Source organism: Actinomadura opuntiae, from assembly GCF_030283205.1.
GTDB lineage: Bacteria > Actinomycetota > Actinomycetes > Streptosporangiales > Streptosporangiaceae > Spirillospora.
In genome coordinates, this window is sequence record NZ_JASNWF010000008.1 from 132893 (window position 1) to 147102 (window position 14210).

Consider the following 14210-nt stretch of genomic DNA (forward strand, 5'->3'; position numbering starts at 1 on the left):
GAGTGAATGTATGATTGAGGCCGCACCGCGTCAAGGGTCCGGGCGCGGCCGGTCATGACACGAGATTCCGGGACGGAGCCGGGCAACTGGACGGCACGGGCTCCCCTTCGCGATGATGCGCCAATGTGGCGTGAGCTGATCGAACAACACACCCGCCAGGCCCGCTTCGCCTCGCCGGCCACGGAGGAGATGCTGTACCGGGCCGAGGAGAGCCTGGGCCATCTCCTGCCCGACGACCTGCTCAAACTCCTGGGGGAGACCGACGGCGTGATCGACGCCAACGGCTACAACCTGGTGTTCTCCGCCGAGCAGCTCATCCAGGGCAACCTGGAGATGCGCACCTACCCGGCACTGAAGCGGCTGTACATGGCGTTCGACCAGCTGCTGTTCTTCTCCGACGCCCCCGGCGACGGCAACCTGTTCGCCTACGCCCTCGTCCCCGAGGGACGGCCCGACATCTTCGTCTGGGACCACCGCACCGACAACCGGCGCTGCGTCGCGCCGTCGCTGGAGCACTTCATCGAGGACTGGCTCACCGGCCGCATCCGGCTGTGACGTCAGGCGGAGGCGAGTTCGCGGAGCAGGTCGCGGGTGCGCCGGCGGGACGCGGCCCGGTCCGGCCCGACGGGGACGATGTTGGCCCAGATGTCGGTCGCCCCGGCGTCCAGCAGCGCCTGGAGCTGCCCGCGCACCGACTTCTCGTCGCCGACGAGCGCGGCCTCGGCCGGTGACCCGGCACCGCCGATGTCCATGATGCGCCGGTAACTCGGCATCCCCGCGTACGCTCCGGCGGTCGCGGCGACCGCCTCCCGCGCCTGCGCCGTATCGTCGTGGACGGCGACGGGCAGCCCGGCGACGATGCGGGGCGCCGGACGCCCCGCCGCGGTGGCGGCGGCGTGGATCCGGGGCGCGATGTGGCCGTCGATCGCCTTGGCCGGCGCCATCCAGAGGACGGTGCCGTCGGCGTACTGGCCGGCGACGCGCAGCAGGCGCGGCGACAGGGCCGACAGCAGCACCGGCACGGGACGACCGGCGCTCGCCATCCGGCCCGCGCTGCGGACCGACCAGTCCTCGCCCTGGAAGTCCACGGTCTCGCCACGCAGGAGGCCGGTGAGGATCCGGATGTACTCCTCCGTGCTGCGGCCGGGATGGTCGTAGGACATGCCGTACACGTCCCGGACCATCGCTTCATGGGACGGGCCGATGCCGATGGTGAGGCCGGGGCGGCCCATGGTGTCGGCGGCGGACACGGCCCGGTTGGCCTGCAGGAGCGGATGGCACGGGTAGGTCTGCAGCACGGCGGTGCCGAGCTCGATCGCCGAGGTCTCCCGTCCGGCCAGCGCCATCGGGGTGAGCGGGTCACCGGTGACGAGGCTGGCGTACCACAGCGAGCTGAACCCGTCCGCCTCCGCCTGCCGCGCCTGCTCGACGATCGCGTCGGGTGTCGAAGCGCCCCCGGTCAGGCCGATGCGCATGCGGCCTCCCGCCGGGCTCGGGGCCAGGCCGCCGTCATCGGGCGCCCTCCCGCGTCTCGGACGACCAGCGGGCGGGCGCGGGCGTCTCCAGGAGCAGCGGCCGCCGGTAGGACAGGTCGTCCCTGTCCCGCGTCCCTTTCAGGTAGCCCTGGTCGGTGAAGAACGGGGACCGCAGCACGGAGGCGTCGGCGGTGAACATGGCCTCGACGGTGCAGCGGCGCAGCGCGATGCGCCACCGGCCGTCGCGCCGTTCGAGGCGGTCGAGGTAGCGCCCGTTGATGACCTGCGCGGTCCGTCCGTCCCTGCCGACCAGCACGACGAGGGAGTAGCTCTCGCAGTGCGCGACGTCGCCGTCGATCTCGCAGGAGTGGGTGGTGATGTTGTGCAGGTGGGTCTGCGAGGTGGCGGCGTGCGCCGGGTTGACCCAGGCGGCGTACTCGGCGCCGGAGTTGGTGGCCAGGCCGCGGCGACGCCGTCGGCCAGCATGAACGGCGGGAGGGTCGGCGGCCCGTCCGCCTCGCCGGTGACCTGGGCGAAGCCGCTCATCGCCTCGGCGAGCGTCCCGTAGCCGGGCCGGTCGCTCTTGGGGCCGCCGTGCCCGTAGCCGGTGATGTGCGCGACGACGACGTGCGGGTGCGCGGCGTGCACCGAGTCGAAGTCGAGGCCCCACCGCGCCAGGGCGCTCGGCCGGTTGCCGACGACGAGCACGTCGGCGACGTCCAGCAGCCGGTGGAGCACCCGCCGGCCGGCGGGCTCGCGCAGGTCGAGGGTCACGCTCCTCTTGTTGCGGCCGATGCTCTTCCAGACCAGGCCGATGCCGTCGCGGCGGTCGCCCCAGGTGCGCATCGGGTCCCCGGCGCCCGGCGGCTCCACCTTGATCACCTCGGCGCCGAACTCGCCGAGCGCGGTGGCGACCGTCGGGCCCGCCGCGAGGGTGGCCGCCTCGATCACGCGCAGCCCGTGCAGCGGCCCACGTGCCCCAGACGGCTCCTCGCCGGTGACCGGCCTTTCCTGCTCGACCACGCTGTGTCCTCCGTGAACGCCGGCCGCGGCCGATCCGCTACCGTCCCGCGAGCCGGGCGACGACGGGCGCGAAGCGCTCCATCTCCCGCTGCTGGACGCTGATGTAGTTCGCGCCGAACACCTCGCGGCGCTGCTGGAGCCGGTCGGCCACCTCGCCGGCGGAACCGGCCAGCACGTTGGGGTGGTCGAGGAGCCCGTCCGGCGGCACGCCCATGAGCTTCGCGACGCGCACGACGGCACCGGCCGGGTCGTCGGTGATCTCGGTGAAGAAGGGCGAGCTCTCGATCTCCAGGCCGGCGAGGCGCTCCCCCGCCGCGTCCCGGACGACGGCGAAGCGGTGCGCCGCCTCCTGCGCGGGCGTGCGGCCGGCCTCGTTCACCGGGTCGAACGGCACGTTGTTGATGCTGACGACGTCGGCCTCGCGGGCGGCGAGGGTCAGCACGCGCCTGCGCGCGCCGCCGATCATGATCGGCGGGTGGGGGCGCTGGACGGGCAGCGGCAGACCCGCGTACCCGGCGGCGGTCGCGAACCCGCCGCGGTGGTCGAGCGGTTCGCCGCTCCAGTGCGCCTTGAGCAGGGCGACGACGTCCGCCAGCTTGTCGACGCGGCGGGCGGGCGGCGCGAAGTCCAGGCCCATCGCCCGGTACTCGGGCTCGCTCCATCCGGCGCCGATCCCGAACTCGAGCCTCCCGTCGGACAGCAGGTCGAGCGTCGCGGCCTCCTTCGCCAGGACGGCCGGGACATGGTAGTCGACGCAGAACACGCGGCAGCCGACCCGGAGCGTCCCGGTCACCGCGGCGGCCGTCGCCATCGCGGCGACCGGCGCGAGGTGCTGCGGCGGCAGCCGCGACTCGCGGGCCGCCGGGCCCGGCCCGAGGTAGTGGTCCGCGACGAACAGCGTGGCGTAGCCCAGGTCCTCGACCTTGCGGGCGAGGTCGCGCCACTGCGCCCCCGCGGTCGCCTTGGTCGCCTGGACGGCGAACCGGAAAGGATGCATATTTAGAACCGTACGCCAAAACTCTGCCGTACAACAGGGCGAGCCGAGGGGACGCCGATGGTCAGGCGCACGCGATACGAGGACTACAGGGACCGCTACCCCAACTACCGGTTCGAGCTGACCGAGGACGGCATCCTGCTCATGCAGTGCCACACCGGCGGCGGGAGCCTGGTGTGGGACTGGAAGTCACACGACGACATGGCCGACGCGTTCGCCGACGTCGCCGGCGACCGCGAGATCAAGGTGCTCATCCACACCGGCTCCGGCGAGAACTACAACGCCGACTGGGGCCTGATGCCCGACGGCACCCTTCCCGACCCGCCGATGTACGACGCCATGCCCGGCGTCCGGGGGCTGCACAAGCTGGACGAGAAGGCCTGGTACAACCGGCAGCTCCAGCAGAACGTCCTCGAGGTGGACGTGCCGATGATCAGCGTGGTCAACGGCCCGTGCAACATCCACTCCGAGGTGCCGCTGATGGGCGACATCGTCCTGGCCTCCGAGGACGCCTACTTCCAGGACGTGTCGCACTTCCCGCGCGGCCAGGTCCCCGGCGACGGCCAGCACGTGATCTGGAGCTTCCTCGTCGGCCACAACCGCGCCCGCTACTTCCTGCTGACCGGCAAGAAGCTGCCGGCGCAGGAGGCGCGCGAGTGGGGCGCGGTCAACGAGGTCCTGCCGAAGGACCAGGTGCTCGACCGGGCATGGGAACTGGCCCGCGAGCTGGTCAAGCGGCCGCCGATGGTGCTGCGTTACACGCGGCAGCTGTTCACCCAGAACCTCAAGCGCGCCTACCTGGAGGAACTCGGCCACGGCCTGGCGCGCGAGACGTACGCGCAGCAGGAGTTCTTCCCCTTCGGCGGCGGCATGGAGCCCCTGGACCGCGCATGGAACGACAAGCCGTGGTCATGACCACAAGCAAGACATCAATCTACCGTTCGATAAGGAAACTGATGAGCGTCAGCGTGAGGCGACAGCAAGGAGACGGGGCATGACAGAGCTGCGGCAGCGCCTGGCCACGGGACGGGGCAAGTTCACCCCGGACTACCCCGACCTCGGCACCGGGCCCGTGGACCAGGAGGACTCCATCTCCCCGGAGTTCTTCGCCGCGGAACGGGAGGCGGTGTTCAAGCGCTCCTGGCTGTACGTCGGCCGATCCGAGCGCCTGCCGCGGCCGGGGACGTTCTTCACCCGCGAACTGCCCGGCCTGGCGTCCATCGTCATCGCGCGGCGGCGGGACGGGACGGTCAACGCCTTCCACAACGTGTGCGCGCACCGCGGCAACAAGGTCGTCTGGCAGGAGCACCCGCAGGAGGAGTCCAGGGGCTCGTGCCGCGAGTTCACCTGCAAGTACCACGGCTGGCGGTACGGGCTGGACGGCCGCGTCACCCACGTCACCAACGAGGAGGAGTTCTTCGGCCTCGACAAGGACTCGCTGCGGATGCCGCCGGTGCACTGCGAGGAGTTCGCCGGGTTCGTCTTCGTCAACCTCGCCGACGACCCCGTCCCGCTGCGCGCCTACCTGGGCGACCGCCTCCTCGAACTGGAGGCGTACCCGTTCGGCGAGATGACGCAGCACTACGGGTTCTCGGCGCCGATCCGCGGCAACTGGAAGCTCGCCGTCGACTCGGTCTGCGAGTGGTACCACCCGCCGTACGTCCACGCCCGCTTCATCGCCAAGGACATCGCGAAGGCCGAGAAGCTCGTCCCGCCGGTCGACTCCTACCACTACGACCTGTTCACCCCGCACATGCTCACCTCGGTGCCCGGGCCGCCGCCGCTGCCGCCGCGCGAGCCCGGCACCGCCGGCCCCGCCGAGCGCGACCAGATCTGGGTGTACAAGCTGTTCCGGGCCGGGCTGTTCGGTCCCGACGACGTCCCCGACCTCGGCCCGCTCCCCGAGTTCCTCAACAAGGGAAAGATCAAGTCCTGGGGCAACGACCAGTTCTGGCTGTTCCCGAACCTGTCGGTCCAGATCTGGGCGCGCGGCTTCTACATCACCTACACCTACTGGCCCGAGTCGGTGGACAAGCACACCTACGACATCGACCTGTACTTCGTCCCGCCGAAGAACGCCCGGGAACGCCTGGCGCAGGAGCTCGTCGTCGACAGCACCATCGAGTTCGCGATGCAGGACGTCAACACCATCGAAGCGACGCAGATGGGCCTGTCGACGCGCGCCAACCAGCGGTTCCACCTGTCCGACCAGGAACTGCTCATCCGCAAGTTCCACAGGACCGTCCGCGACACCGTGGCCGCGCACCAGGCCCGCGACACCGAGAAGGAGGGCTGATGCCGACCACCGCGACCGGCCTGCCCGCCCAGTTCGCCGAGTTGGAGCCGTGGGTCGCCGACTGGGCGCGCCCGACCCGGCAGGAACGCTACGACATGCGCCTGTCGAAGACGTTCGACCAGCTGGCCGCCTTCTACGACGCCATCGCCCCGCGCGCGGAGGAGGCCGTCGAGTACCTCAACACGCTCGACCTCGGCGACCTGCCCGAGGACGCGACGCGGCTGCTGCGGCTGCTGTACTCGATGATCCTCGTCTCGTACGCGGTCAACGTCTTCCACCAGCCCCGCATCCCCGACTCCGGCGCCGCCTTCTTCGACACGACCGCCGAACCGGCCGTGTGAGCGGGGACGTGCGACGGGCGCGCCCCGCCGGCGGCCCCGCGGATAGCCTTCCGGCGTGATGGAAGCCCACGTGGAGACCGACGTCGACTTCCCGCGCGTCCAGGTCGGGCCGAACCCGCAGCATCTGGTCCTCGGGCTGTTCACCGACTACTGGTTCGGCACCGAGGAGTACCTGCCGTCCGCCGCGCTGGTCGAGCTGCTCACCGAGTTCGCCAACTCGCAGGCCAGCGCCCGCGCCGCGATCGCCCGGCTCGCCCGGCGCGACCTCCTCCAGGCGGCGAAGGCGGGCCGGCGGACGTTCTACCGGATGACGCCGGCCGCGGCCCGCGCGCTGGAGCTGACCCAGCGGCGCATCGTGGAGTTCCGCGCCGGGGACCGGGCGTGGGACGGCGCGTGGACGACCGTCCTGTTCTCGGTCCCCGACGAGCAGCGCGACCTGCGGTACGTCATCCGGACGCGGCTGCGCTGGCTCGGCTACGCCCCGCTGTACGACAGCGTGTGGGTGTCGCCCCATGCGGACCGCGACCAGACCGTCGAGCTGCTCGAAAGCCTGGCGGTGGAGCACGCGACCGTCCTGCGCGCCGAGGTGACGTACGCCGCCGGCCCCGGCGACCCGCTGTCGGCATGGGACGTCGGCGCGATCGCCGCGCGCTACGAGGCGTTCATCGCCGAGCACGAACCGCTGCTCCACCGCGTCGAGCACGGGCAGGTCGGCACGGCGGAGGCGCTCGTCACCCGGACCGACGTCAAGGACGCCTGGCGGGAGCTGGTGAGCCTCGACCCCGAACTGCCGGAGCGGCTGCTGCCCGCCCCGTGGCCCGGCCGGCGGGCGCGCGCCCTCTTCGCCGGGATCTACGACGGTCTCGGGCCGCTGGCGGAGGCGCGCGTCCGCCAGATCATCGCCAGGCACGACGCGGCGCTCGCCGGGCTGGCGCGGCACCGCACCACGACCGGCACGCCGCCGTCCGAACCGTGAGGAACCAGAGCATGGCAGTCAGCGGAGAACGGCTCGCCGGCAAGGTCGCCGTCATCACCGGCGCGGGCTCGGGCATCGGCCGGTCCATCGCCGTCCTGTTCGCCGAGCACGGCGCGAAGGTGGTCTGCGCCGACCGCAGCGGGGAGCAGGAGGGCACGGCCGCGGACATCGGCGGCGCGGCCGTCGCGGTGCACGCGGACGTCTCCGTCGCGGCCGACGTCCGCAGCATGATCGAGACGGCCGGACGGCGCTTCGGGCGGCTCGACGTCCTGTGCAACAACGCGGGCTTCGGCGGCCCCCGCAAACCCATCGCCGAGCAGGACGAGAGCACCTTCGACGACGTCATAGCGGTGAACCTCAAGGGCGTCTTCCTAGGCATGAAGTACGGGATCGCCGCCATGCTGCGCACCGGCGGCGGTTCCGTCGTCAACACCGCGTCCTCCGCCGGTCTCGTCGGCTGGAAGGGGCACTCGGTGTACGCCGCGGCGAAGGGCGGCGTCGTGCAGATGACCAAGAGCGCGGCGCTCGACTACGCCGAGCAGGGCGTGCGGGTCAACGCCATCTGCCCGGGCATGACGTGGACCGGCCTCGCCGGCGCCTCGGCGGAGAACCCGTCGCCGCCGCCGGACATGCCGATGCGGATCCAGCCGATGAACCGCTGGGGGCTGCCGTCGGAGCTGGCCGCCGCCGCGCTCTTCCTCGCCGGTGACGAGGCGTCCTTCGTCACCGGCGCGGCCCTTCCCGTGGACGGCGGCTACGTCGCCCGCTGAGGTCGGACAGGAGAGGAGGCCGCATGGGCTCTCGGGCGGGTCGCGGCCCGTACGCGAAGTCGGCGACCGTGCGGCGCCGGGTCGTGGAGGCGTGTGTGGAGGCCTTCGCCCGCACCGGCTTCTACGGCGTGACGATGAAGGACGTCGCCAAGCGGGCCGGGATCAGCTACACCGGCCTGCTGCACCACTTCCCTGCCAAGGAGGATCTGCTGCTCGCGGTGCTGGAGTTCCGCACCGAGCAGAGCACTCGCCTGCTGGAGGCGGCCGGTGGACGCGACCCCGCCGGACGGCCGCTGGAGGCGCTGCGCGGCATGCTCGCGGTCACGGCCGACAACGCGCTGAACCCGGGCCTGCTGGAGTTGCACTGCGTCATCGCCGGTGAGGCGACCTCACCGGACCATCCCGCGCACGCCTACTACACCGACCGCTACCGCAGCCTCCGCGCGTTCTACACGACCGTCTTCACCGCCTTGGCCGAGCGCGGGGAGCTGCGTTCGCCGCTCGCGCCGGCGACCCTCGCGACCATGACGATCGCCCTGCGCAACGGCCTGCAGAACCAGTGGCTCCACGACCGCGACGGCGTCGACGTCGAGGGCTCGCTGCGCGCCTTCCTCACCTCGGTGGTGCCCGCCCTCGCGGAGTGAGCCGCGCCCGGCCGCCCCTCGGAGTATGACTGTCGTCTGAGGAGAATGAGCTTCTTGACAAACGAAATTCGTATTGCAACTCTAATTTCGGCCGCCATGACGCCCGTCACCGGAGCGGCCGGAGGAGGTGCAGTGCATGGGGAACCTGACAGTGCCGCAGCGAGCGCCCGGCGGACCGCGCGCCGGGCGGCGCCTCGCGGGAACGCTGCTGCTCGGCGTCCTGGCGGCGGGCACCGCGCTGGTGGGCGCCGAGCCGCCCGCCAGCGCCCACGCGTCCGCCCCGGCGCCCGCCGCAGCGCCCGCCGCAGCGCCCGCGACGTCGCCCGCCACGGTGTCGGTCGACTTCGGGCACGAGCAGGGCAGCCTGCCGCGCCCGGAGAGGTACAACAACTTCGGCAACGTCACCGCATGGCCCCAGCAACGCGGCGATGACGTCGCGTTCCTCAACGAGCAGGGCCTTCACGGCGACATCTACCGCGTGTGGCTCAGCAGTTCAAACGCGTCCCCGCAGAACGACGTCTTCAACCAGTGCGACCTGGCGACCCGCAAGTGCGACTTCTCCCCGCTCGACGCCTACCTCCGCCAGGCGAGCGCCGTGTCCGACTCGCTGCTGGTGAACATCAACCCGAGCGGCTTCGTCAAGGGCGAGAGGCCGTTCAAGGACCTCGAACCGATGCTCGAACTCGTCATCGGGAACCTGAAGAAGAAGTACCCCCACGTGAAGTACGTCGAGGTCTACAACGAGCCGGACTGGGAGTACTACGGGCAGACGCTCCACGACGGCCACCCGGCGGACCAGGCCACCCTGCAGCCCGGCGGGCTCTACCGCTTCTATCCGCCGTTCTACGAGGCCGTCGGCAAGGTCAACAAGGCGCTTCACCGTCCCGACCGGATCCGGGTCGGCGGTCCGGCGCTGAGCTGGCTGGACCCCAAATGGCTCCGGCCGTTCCTGGACGGCTACGCCGCCGACAGGAACCCCCGCAAGCGCCTCGACTTCATCTCGTACCACGCCTACCTGAAGTGGGACGACAAGTACCAGGTCCCCACGTTCTACAAGAACGATCTCGGTGTGGTGGCCTCGGACCGCGCCACGATCCTGGGGTGGCTGAAGGAGAGGCGGCTGTCCAGGCACATCCCGTCCTTCATCACCGAGACCGGCATCTATCCCGGCCCGTCGTTCGACGACCCCGATCCCAAGAACGACTACATCCGGCAGGCGGCCGGCATGGCCACCTACGGGTACCTGTACTCCAACCAGCCGGACACCCACGTGTTCAACTGGGTCGTCCGCCACCGGGTCGAGGAGCGCAAGGACCAGCTGGTGACCCGCACCCCCAACGGGCCGGTCCTCGACACCTTCACGCCCTACGGGAACATGATGCTGATGCAGTCGAAGATGAAGCGGACCCGGGTGTCCGCCGTCTCCGGCGGCCTCAAGGGCGACAACGGCGTGTACGCGATCGCGTCCAAGGACCGCTCGGGCGCGGCGCTGATGGTCTGGAACTGGCAGCACACCGGCACCGACGCCTACCGCGCGACCATCGACATGTCCCGGCTTCCGGCCGGCCTGCGGCACGGCAAGGTCCGCCAACGCACGTACCGGATCGACCAGAGCACCAGCAACTACTTCACCGACCCCGCGAAGGCCGGGCTCCAGATGGTCGACGAGAGGACCGTCACGCCCGGCAGGACCTACGCCCAGAGCATCGACCTCGGCCCCAACGCGATCTACCTCGTCATGCTGGAGCCCGCACGACCGTAATGTGAGCCTCATGCCACCGGACAGCGATGCGGCATCGGCGTGGGCGGCGAGCGGCGCGGTCCTCCTGTCGGGCCGTCCGGACGGCCCGCCGCTGCTGCCTCCCGGCCGCGCCGCCGCGATGGCCCGCGACCTGGCCGAACGGTTCGCCGGCAGCACGGGCGCGCCCCGCCTGGACGGGGCGCGCCTGCTGTCCGAGCGCGCCGCCTTCACCGGCCACCGCCAGCGCGGGCGGGTGTCGCCGGGCGGCGCCTGCCGGCTGCTGCCGACGGCGGACGGCTGGGCGGCGGTGTCCTGCGCCCGCCCGGACGACCCGGCGCTCCTCGGCGCGCTGGCCTGCGCGGACGTCGGCGGCGACCCGTGGCCGGCGGTCGCGTCCTGGCTGCGCGGCCACACCGGCGCCGAACTGGCCGAACGGGCGGCGCTCCTCGGCGTCGCCGCCGCGCCGGTGCGCGTGCCGGCGGACGGCTCCCGCGTCCCGGTGCCCGCGTCGCCCCGTCCGGTGAAGGGGGCGCTGGTGGTCGACTTCAGCGCGCTGTGGGCGGGGCCGCTGTGCGCGCACCTGCTCGGCCTGGCCGGGGCCCGCGTCGTCAAGGTCGAGACGCCGGCCCGCCCGGACGGCGCGCGCCGCGGCGACCCCGGCTTCTACCGGCTCCTGCACGCCGGGCACCGCTCCGTCGTGCTGGACCCGGCGGTTCCGGCGGGCCGCCGGGCGATGGCGGCGCTGGTGGAGGCGGCCGACATCGTCATCGAGGCGTCCCGCCCGCGCGCCCTCGCCCGCTTCGGGCTGGACGCGGGGGCCGCCGTCGCCGCCGGGACGACCTGGGTCTCGATCACCGCGGACGGCCGCGCGTCCGACCGCGTCGGCTTCGGTGATGACGTGGCGGCGGGCGCCGGGCTGGTCTGCCGCGACGCCGACCTGTCCCCGCTGTTCTGCGGCGACGCGATCGCCGATCCGCTGACCGGGCTCACCGCCGCGGTGCTGGCCGCGACCGCGCCGCCGGGACGCGGCGTGCTCTGGGAGGTGCCGATGTCCGGTGTCGTCGCGGCGACCCTCGATACGGGCCCGCCGTCCCCCAGTCTCCCGGCAATCCCGCGCGGCGACGGCTGGGCCGTCGACACCGGCTCCTGCGTCGTCCCCGTCGCCGTTCCCCGCCGGCGCGAGCCGGACGGCGACGCACCGGCCATGGGCGCCGACACCGAAGACGTCCTGCGCGAGCTGGGGATACCTCTCCCGTGAGCGCGCTGCTGTTCCGCGATGCCGAGATCGCCGGGCGGGAGCGGACGCACGTCCGCGTCGCTGGCGAGCTGATCGCGGAGGTCGGCCCGCACCTGACGCCCGGCCGCGGGGAAGAGGTGGTCGAGTGCCGGGGAGGCGCGCTGCTCCCCGGCCTGTGGGATCACCACGTGCATCTGCACGCCATGTGGGCGTCGAAGCGGTCCGTCCGTTGCGGGCCACCGGAGGTCGAGGGACGTGACGCCCTAGCAGCGGCGCTGCGCGCGGCGGTGCCCGACGAGCACGGATGGGTGCGCGGCGTCGGCTACGCCGAGAGCGTCGCGGGTGACCTGGACGCGGCCCGGCTCGACGCGCTGCGCGCCGATCTGCCCGTGCGGATCCAGCACCGCAGCGGCGCGCTCTGGATGCTCAACTCCGCGGCGATGCGCGAGGCGGACCTGGCCTCGGCCGGGCATCCCGGCATCGAGCGCGGCGCGGACGGCTCCCCCACCGGACGGCTGTGGCGGGCCGACGACTGGCTCCGGACCCGGCTCCCGCCCGCGCGCCCGCCGGACCTGGGCCTCGTCGGACGCGACCTGGCGCGATACGGGATCACCGGGGTCACCGACGCCACTCCCGACCTCACCGGCGGCGCGCTCGCCGCGTTCGAGCAGGGAGCGCTTCCCCAGCGCGTCCACCTTCTGGGCGTGCCCTTGGACACGCGGGGCCCCCTCCATCCGAGGGTGAGCACCGGCCCCTACAAGATCGTCCTCGCCGACTCGGGGCTGCCGTCGCTGGACGACCTGACCGGCCGCGTCCGGCTGGCCCACGAGCGGGGGCGCGCCGTGGCCGTGCACTGCGTCACCCGCGAGTCGCTGCTGCTCCTCCTCGCCGCGCTCGACGCGGCCGGGGTCCGCGACGGCGACCGGATCGAGCACGCCGCGCTCGTCCCCGCCGAGACGATCGGCGAGCTGGCCCGGCTCGGCCTGCGGGTGGTGACGCAGCCCGGTTTCCTCGCCGACCGCGGCGACGACTACCTGCGCGACGTCCCGGCAGACGACCACGGCGACCTGTACCGCTGCCGGAGCCTGGCCGACGCGGGCGTGCCGGTGGGGCTGTCGAGCGACGCGCCCTACGGCCCGCTCGATCCCTGGACGGTCATCGCCGCCGCCGCGCACCGCCGCACCCGGTCCGGCGCGGTCGTCGGAGCGGGCGAGGCCATCCCGGCGCGCGCCGCGCTGCGGTCCTACCTGTCGGAGCCCGGCGATCCGGGCGGGCGCGTCCGGCGCGTCCGTCCCGGAGCGGCCGCTGATCTCGTCCTGCTCCACGTGCCGCTCGCCGAGGCGCTGCGCGCCCCGGACGCGCGCGCCGTCCGCCGCACCGTCATCGCCGCCGACGGGAGTCAGGGCAGCGGGGCCGGCACGTAGCGGGCGGTCGGCCGACCGGGGCGCAGGACCAGTTCGGTGCCGGGCTCGCCGTCGCGGAGGACGTCGGCGACTGCGGCGGCGACCTCGTCGGCGGAGAGCAGCGGAATGCCCGCCGCCTGGAACCGGTCGCGGGCTCCCGCGACGAGCGGGGTGTCGACGAGGCCCGGGCACACGGCGCTGAGGCGGATCCCCTCCTTCGACAGCGGGCCGGACATCGCGCGGACCAGCCCGATGACGGCGTGCTTGGTCATGGTGTAGATCGGGTCCTGCTCGGTGCCCTGGAGCGCGGCGAGCGAGGCGGTGACCACGATGGACCCGCCGCCGTTCTCGCGCATGACGGGGAGCGCGGCGCGCAGCCCGTAGACGACGGAGTGCTGGTTGACGCCGACGACCGCCTGGTACCGGCCGAGGTCCAGGGTGGCCGGGTCCTTGTCCGCGGAGTTGGTGCCCGCGTTGAGGACCAGCAGGTCCACCCGGTCGCCCGCGGCCCGCACCGCCCGCGCGGACAGCTCGGGATCGGTCAGGTCGCCGACCACCGCGCTCCCGCCGACCGAGGCGGCCACGTCCTCCACCGCGGGGTTGCGGTCCACCAGCACGCAGCGCGCCCCGGACGCGGCGAGCCGCCGGGCGACCGCCGCGCCGATCCCGCCCGCCGCGCCGGTGATGACCGCGGTCTCGCCCGTCATGTCGCTCCTTGTTCGCATGGTCGGGAACGCCCTAGCCGCGCTGCTCCTCCGGCGTGCGGGCGGGACGCCAGAAGGCGGCCAGCAGGAGCGCGGCGCCGAGGCCGCCCGCGAGCGCGGCGACGGCGAGGCCCGTCCAGCCGGACAGGTCGTCGGCGATCCCGAGCGCGCGGTCGAGCGACACCGTCCCGCCGCCCAGGGCGCCGAGCCCGCACGCCACCATGATGATCATGACGACGTACTCGTAGCCCTGGCCGGGCCGGAAGATGAAGAAGCCGTTGCGCAGGTGGGCGGTGACGAGGGCGACCGCCATCGTGCCGACCGCCCCGGCGGCGGCGAGCGGGGTGAGCAGCCCGAGCAGCAGCAGGACGCCGGCGCCGAGTTCGGTGCCGGTCGCCATCAGGGCGTGCAGCCGTCCCGGGCGCAGGCCCATGGAGTCGAACCAGCCCGCCGTGCCCGCGATCCTGCCGCCGCCGAACGCGTGGTTCCAGCCGTGCGCGATCAGCGTGCCGCCGATGGAGACGCGGAGGACGAGTGAGGCGATGTCGACGGCGGTGCCGGTTGCCATGCGGGGTTCCCTTCGCTCGGCGCCGGCACGGCGATGCG

15 protein-coding genes and 2 pseudogenes are annotated in these 14210 nt (G+C 73.0%); 10 read left to right on the forward strand and 7 right to left on the reverse strand.

All coding sequences use genetic code 11. The features are described 5' to 3' along the window. Positions 1–123 precede the first annotated feature (123 nt). Entirely contained in the window at positions 124–555 is a 432-nt protein-coding gene (locus QP089_RS18785) for an SMI1/KNR4 family protein (RefSeq protein WP_285912954.1), read from the forward strand. A gap of 2 nt (positions 556–557) precedes the next feature. Here QP089_RS18785 and QP089_RS18790 read toward each other — a convergent pair whose 3' ends face one another. From QP089_RS18790 to QP089_RS18805, 5 genes and pseudogenes are all read right to left on the reverse strand, one after another. Further along, entirely contained in the window at positions 558–1475 is a 918-nt protein-coding gene (locus QP089_RS18790) for a TIGR03564 family F420-dependent LLM class oxidoreductase (RefSeq protein WP_285912955.1), read from the reverse strand. A 34-nt stretch (positions 1476–1509) separates the two neighbouring features. Next, a complete protein-coding gene (locus QP089_RS18795; protein ID WP_285912956.1) occupies positions 1510–1674 on the reverse strand; it encodes a hypothetical protein in 165 nt (54 codons plus the stop codon). Between the two features lie 75 nt (positions 1675–1749). Beyond that, positions 1750–1935 (reverse strand): annotated as a pseudogene (locus tag QP089_RS48815) (nuclear transport factor 2 family protein); the annotation flags it as partial. A gap of 11 nt (positions 1936–1946) precedes the next feature. Next, positions 1947–2498, reverse strand: a pseudogene (locus QP089_RS48820) (CoA transferase); the annotation flags it as partial. A gap of 37 nt (positions 2499–2535) precedes the next feature. After that, positions 2536–3495: a TIGR03621 family F420-dependent LLM class oxidoreductase gene (locus QP089_RS18805; RefSeq protein WP_285912958.1), complete on the reverse strand. Its 960-nt coding sequence runs from the start codon at positions 3493–3495 to the stop codon at positions 2536–2538. Positions 3496–3552: 57 nt separating this feature from the next. Here QP089_RS18805 and QP089_RS18810 point away from each other — a divergent pair, with 57 nt between their 5' ends. From QP089_RS18810 to QP089_RS18850, 9 genes are all read left to right on the forward strand, one after another. Then, positions 3553–4407 carry an enoyl-CoA hydratase/isomerase family protein gene (locus tag QP089_RS18810; protein WP_285912959.1) on the forward strand — a complete coding sequence of 285 codons (855 nt, stop codon included), beginning with the start codon at positions 3553–3555 and terminating at the stop codon, positions 4405–4407. Between the two features lie 79 nt (positions 4408–4486). Continuing rightward, positions 4487–5788 carry an aromatic ring-hydroxylating oxygenase subunit alpha gene (locus QP089_RS18815; protein ID WP_285912960.1) on the forward strand — a complete coding sequence of 434 codons (1302 nt, stop codon included), beginning with the start codon at positions 4487–4489 and terminating at the stop codon, positions 5786–5788. Beyond that, on the forward strand, positions 5788–6129 hold the full coding sequence (locus tag QP089_RS18820; protein WP_285912961.1) for a hypothetical protein: 342 nt from the start codon (positions 5788–5790) through the stop codon (positions 6127–6129). The genes QP089_RS18815 and QP089_RS18820 overlap by 1 nt, the downstream gene beginning before the upstream one ends. Positions 6130–6187: 58 nt before the next feature. Next, entirely contained in the window at positions 6188–7105 is a 918-nt protein-coding gene (locus QP089_RS18825; RefSeq protein WP_285913254.1) for a PaaX family transcriptional regulator, read from the forward strand. Between the two features lie 11 nt (positions 7106–7116). Then, entirely contained in the window at positions 7117–7875 is a 759-nt protein-coding gene (locus QP089_RS18830; protein ID WP_285912962.1) for an SDR family NAD(P)-dependent oxidoreductase, read from the forward strand. A gap of 23 nt (positions 7876–7898) precedes the next feature. Then, positions 7899–8519 (forward strand): TetR/AcrR family transcriptional regulator, encoded by a 621-nt coding sequence (locus tag QP089_RS18835; RefSeq protein ID WP_285912963.1) that lies wholly within the window; start codon positions 7899–7901, stop codon positions 8517–8519. A 136-nt stretch (positions 8520–8655) separates the two neighbouring features. Further along, positions 8656–10281 (forward strand): glycoside hydrolase family protein, encoded by a 1626-nt coding sequence (locus QP089_RS18840; RefSeq protein WP_285912964.1) that lies wholly within the window; start codon positions 8656–8658, stop codon positions 10279–10281. 10 nt (positions 10282–10291) lie between these two features. Beyond that, entirely contained in the window at positions 10292–11518 is a 1227-nt protein-coding gene (locus QP089_RS18845) for a CoA transferase (protein WP_285912965.1), read from the forward strand. Continuing rightward, positions 11515–12921: an amidohydrolase family protein gene (locus QP089_RS18850; protein ID WP_285912966.1), complete on the forward strand. Its 1407-nt coding sequence runs from the start codon at positions 11515–11517 to the stop codon at positions 12919–12921. Before QP089_RS18845 ends, QP089_RS18850 begins: the two co-directional genes overlap by 4 nt. On the opposite strand, the gene QP089_RS18855 is transcribed toward QP089_RS18850, so the two are convergent. Together QP089_RS18855 and QP089_RS18860 are read right to left on the reverse strand one after the other, a co-directional pair. Further along, on the reverse strand, positions 12897–13607 hold the full coding sequence (locus tag QP089_RS18855; RefSeq protein WP_285912967.1) for an SDR family oxidoreductase: 711 nt from the start codon (positions 13605–13607) through the stop codon (positions 12897–12899). The two genes, QP089_RS18850 and QP089_RS18855, sit on opposite strands and share 25 nt — an antisense overlap. 31 nt (positions 13608–13638) lie before the next feature. Continuing rightward, complete coding sequence (locus QP089_RS18860; RefSeq protein ID WP_285912968.1) at positions 13639–14172, reverse strand: DoxX family protein; 534 nt, start codon at positions 14170–14172, stop codon at positions 13639–13641. Positions 14173–14210: the final 38 nt, after the last annotated feature.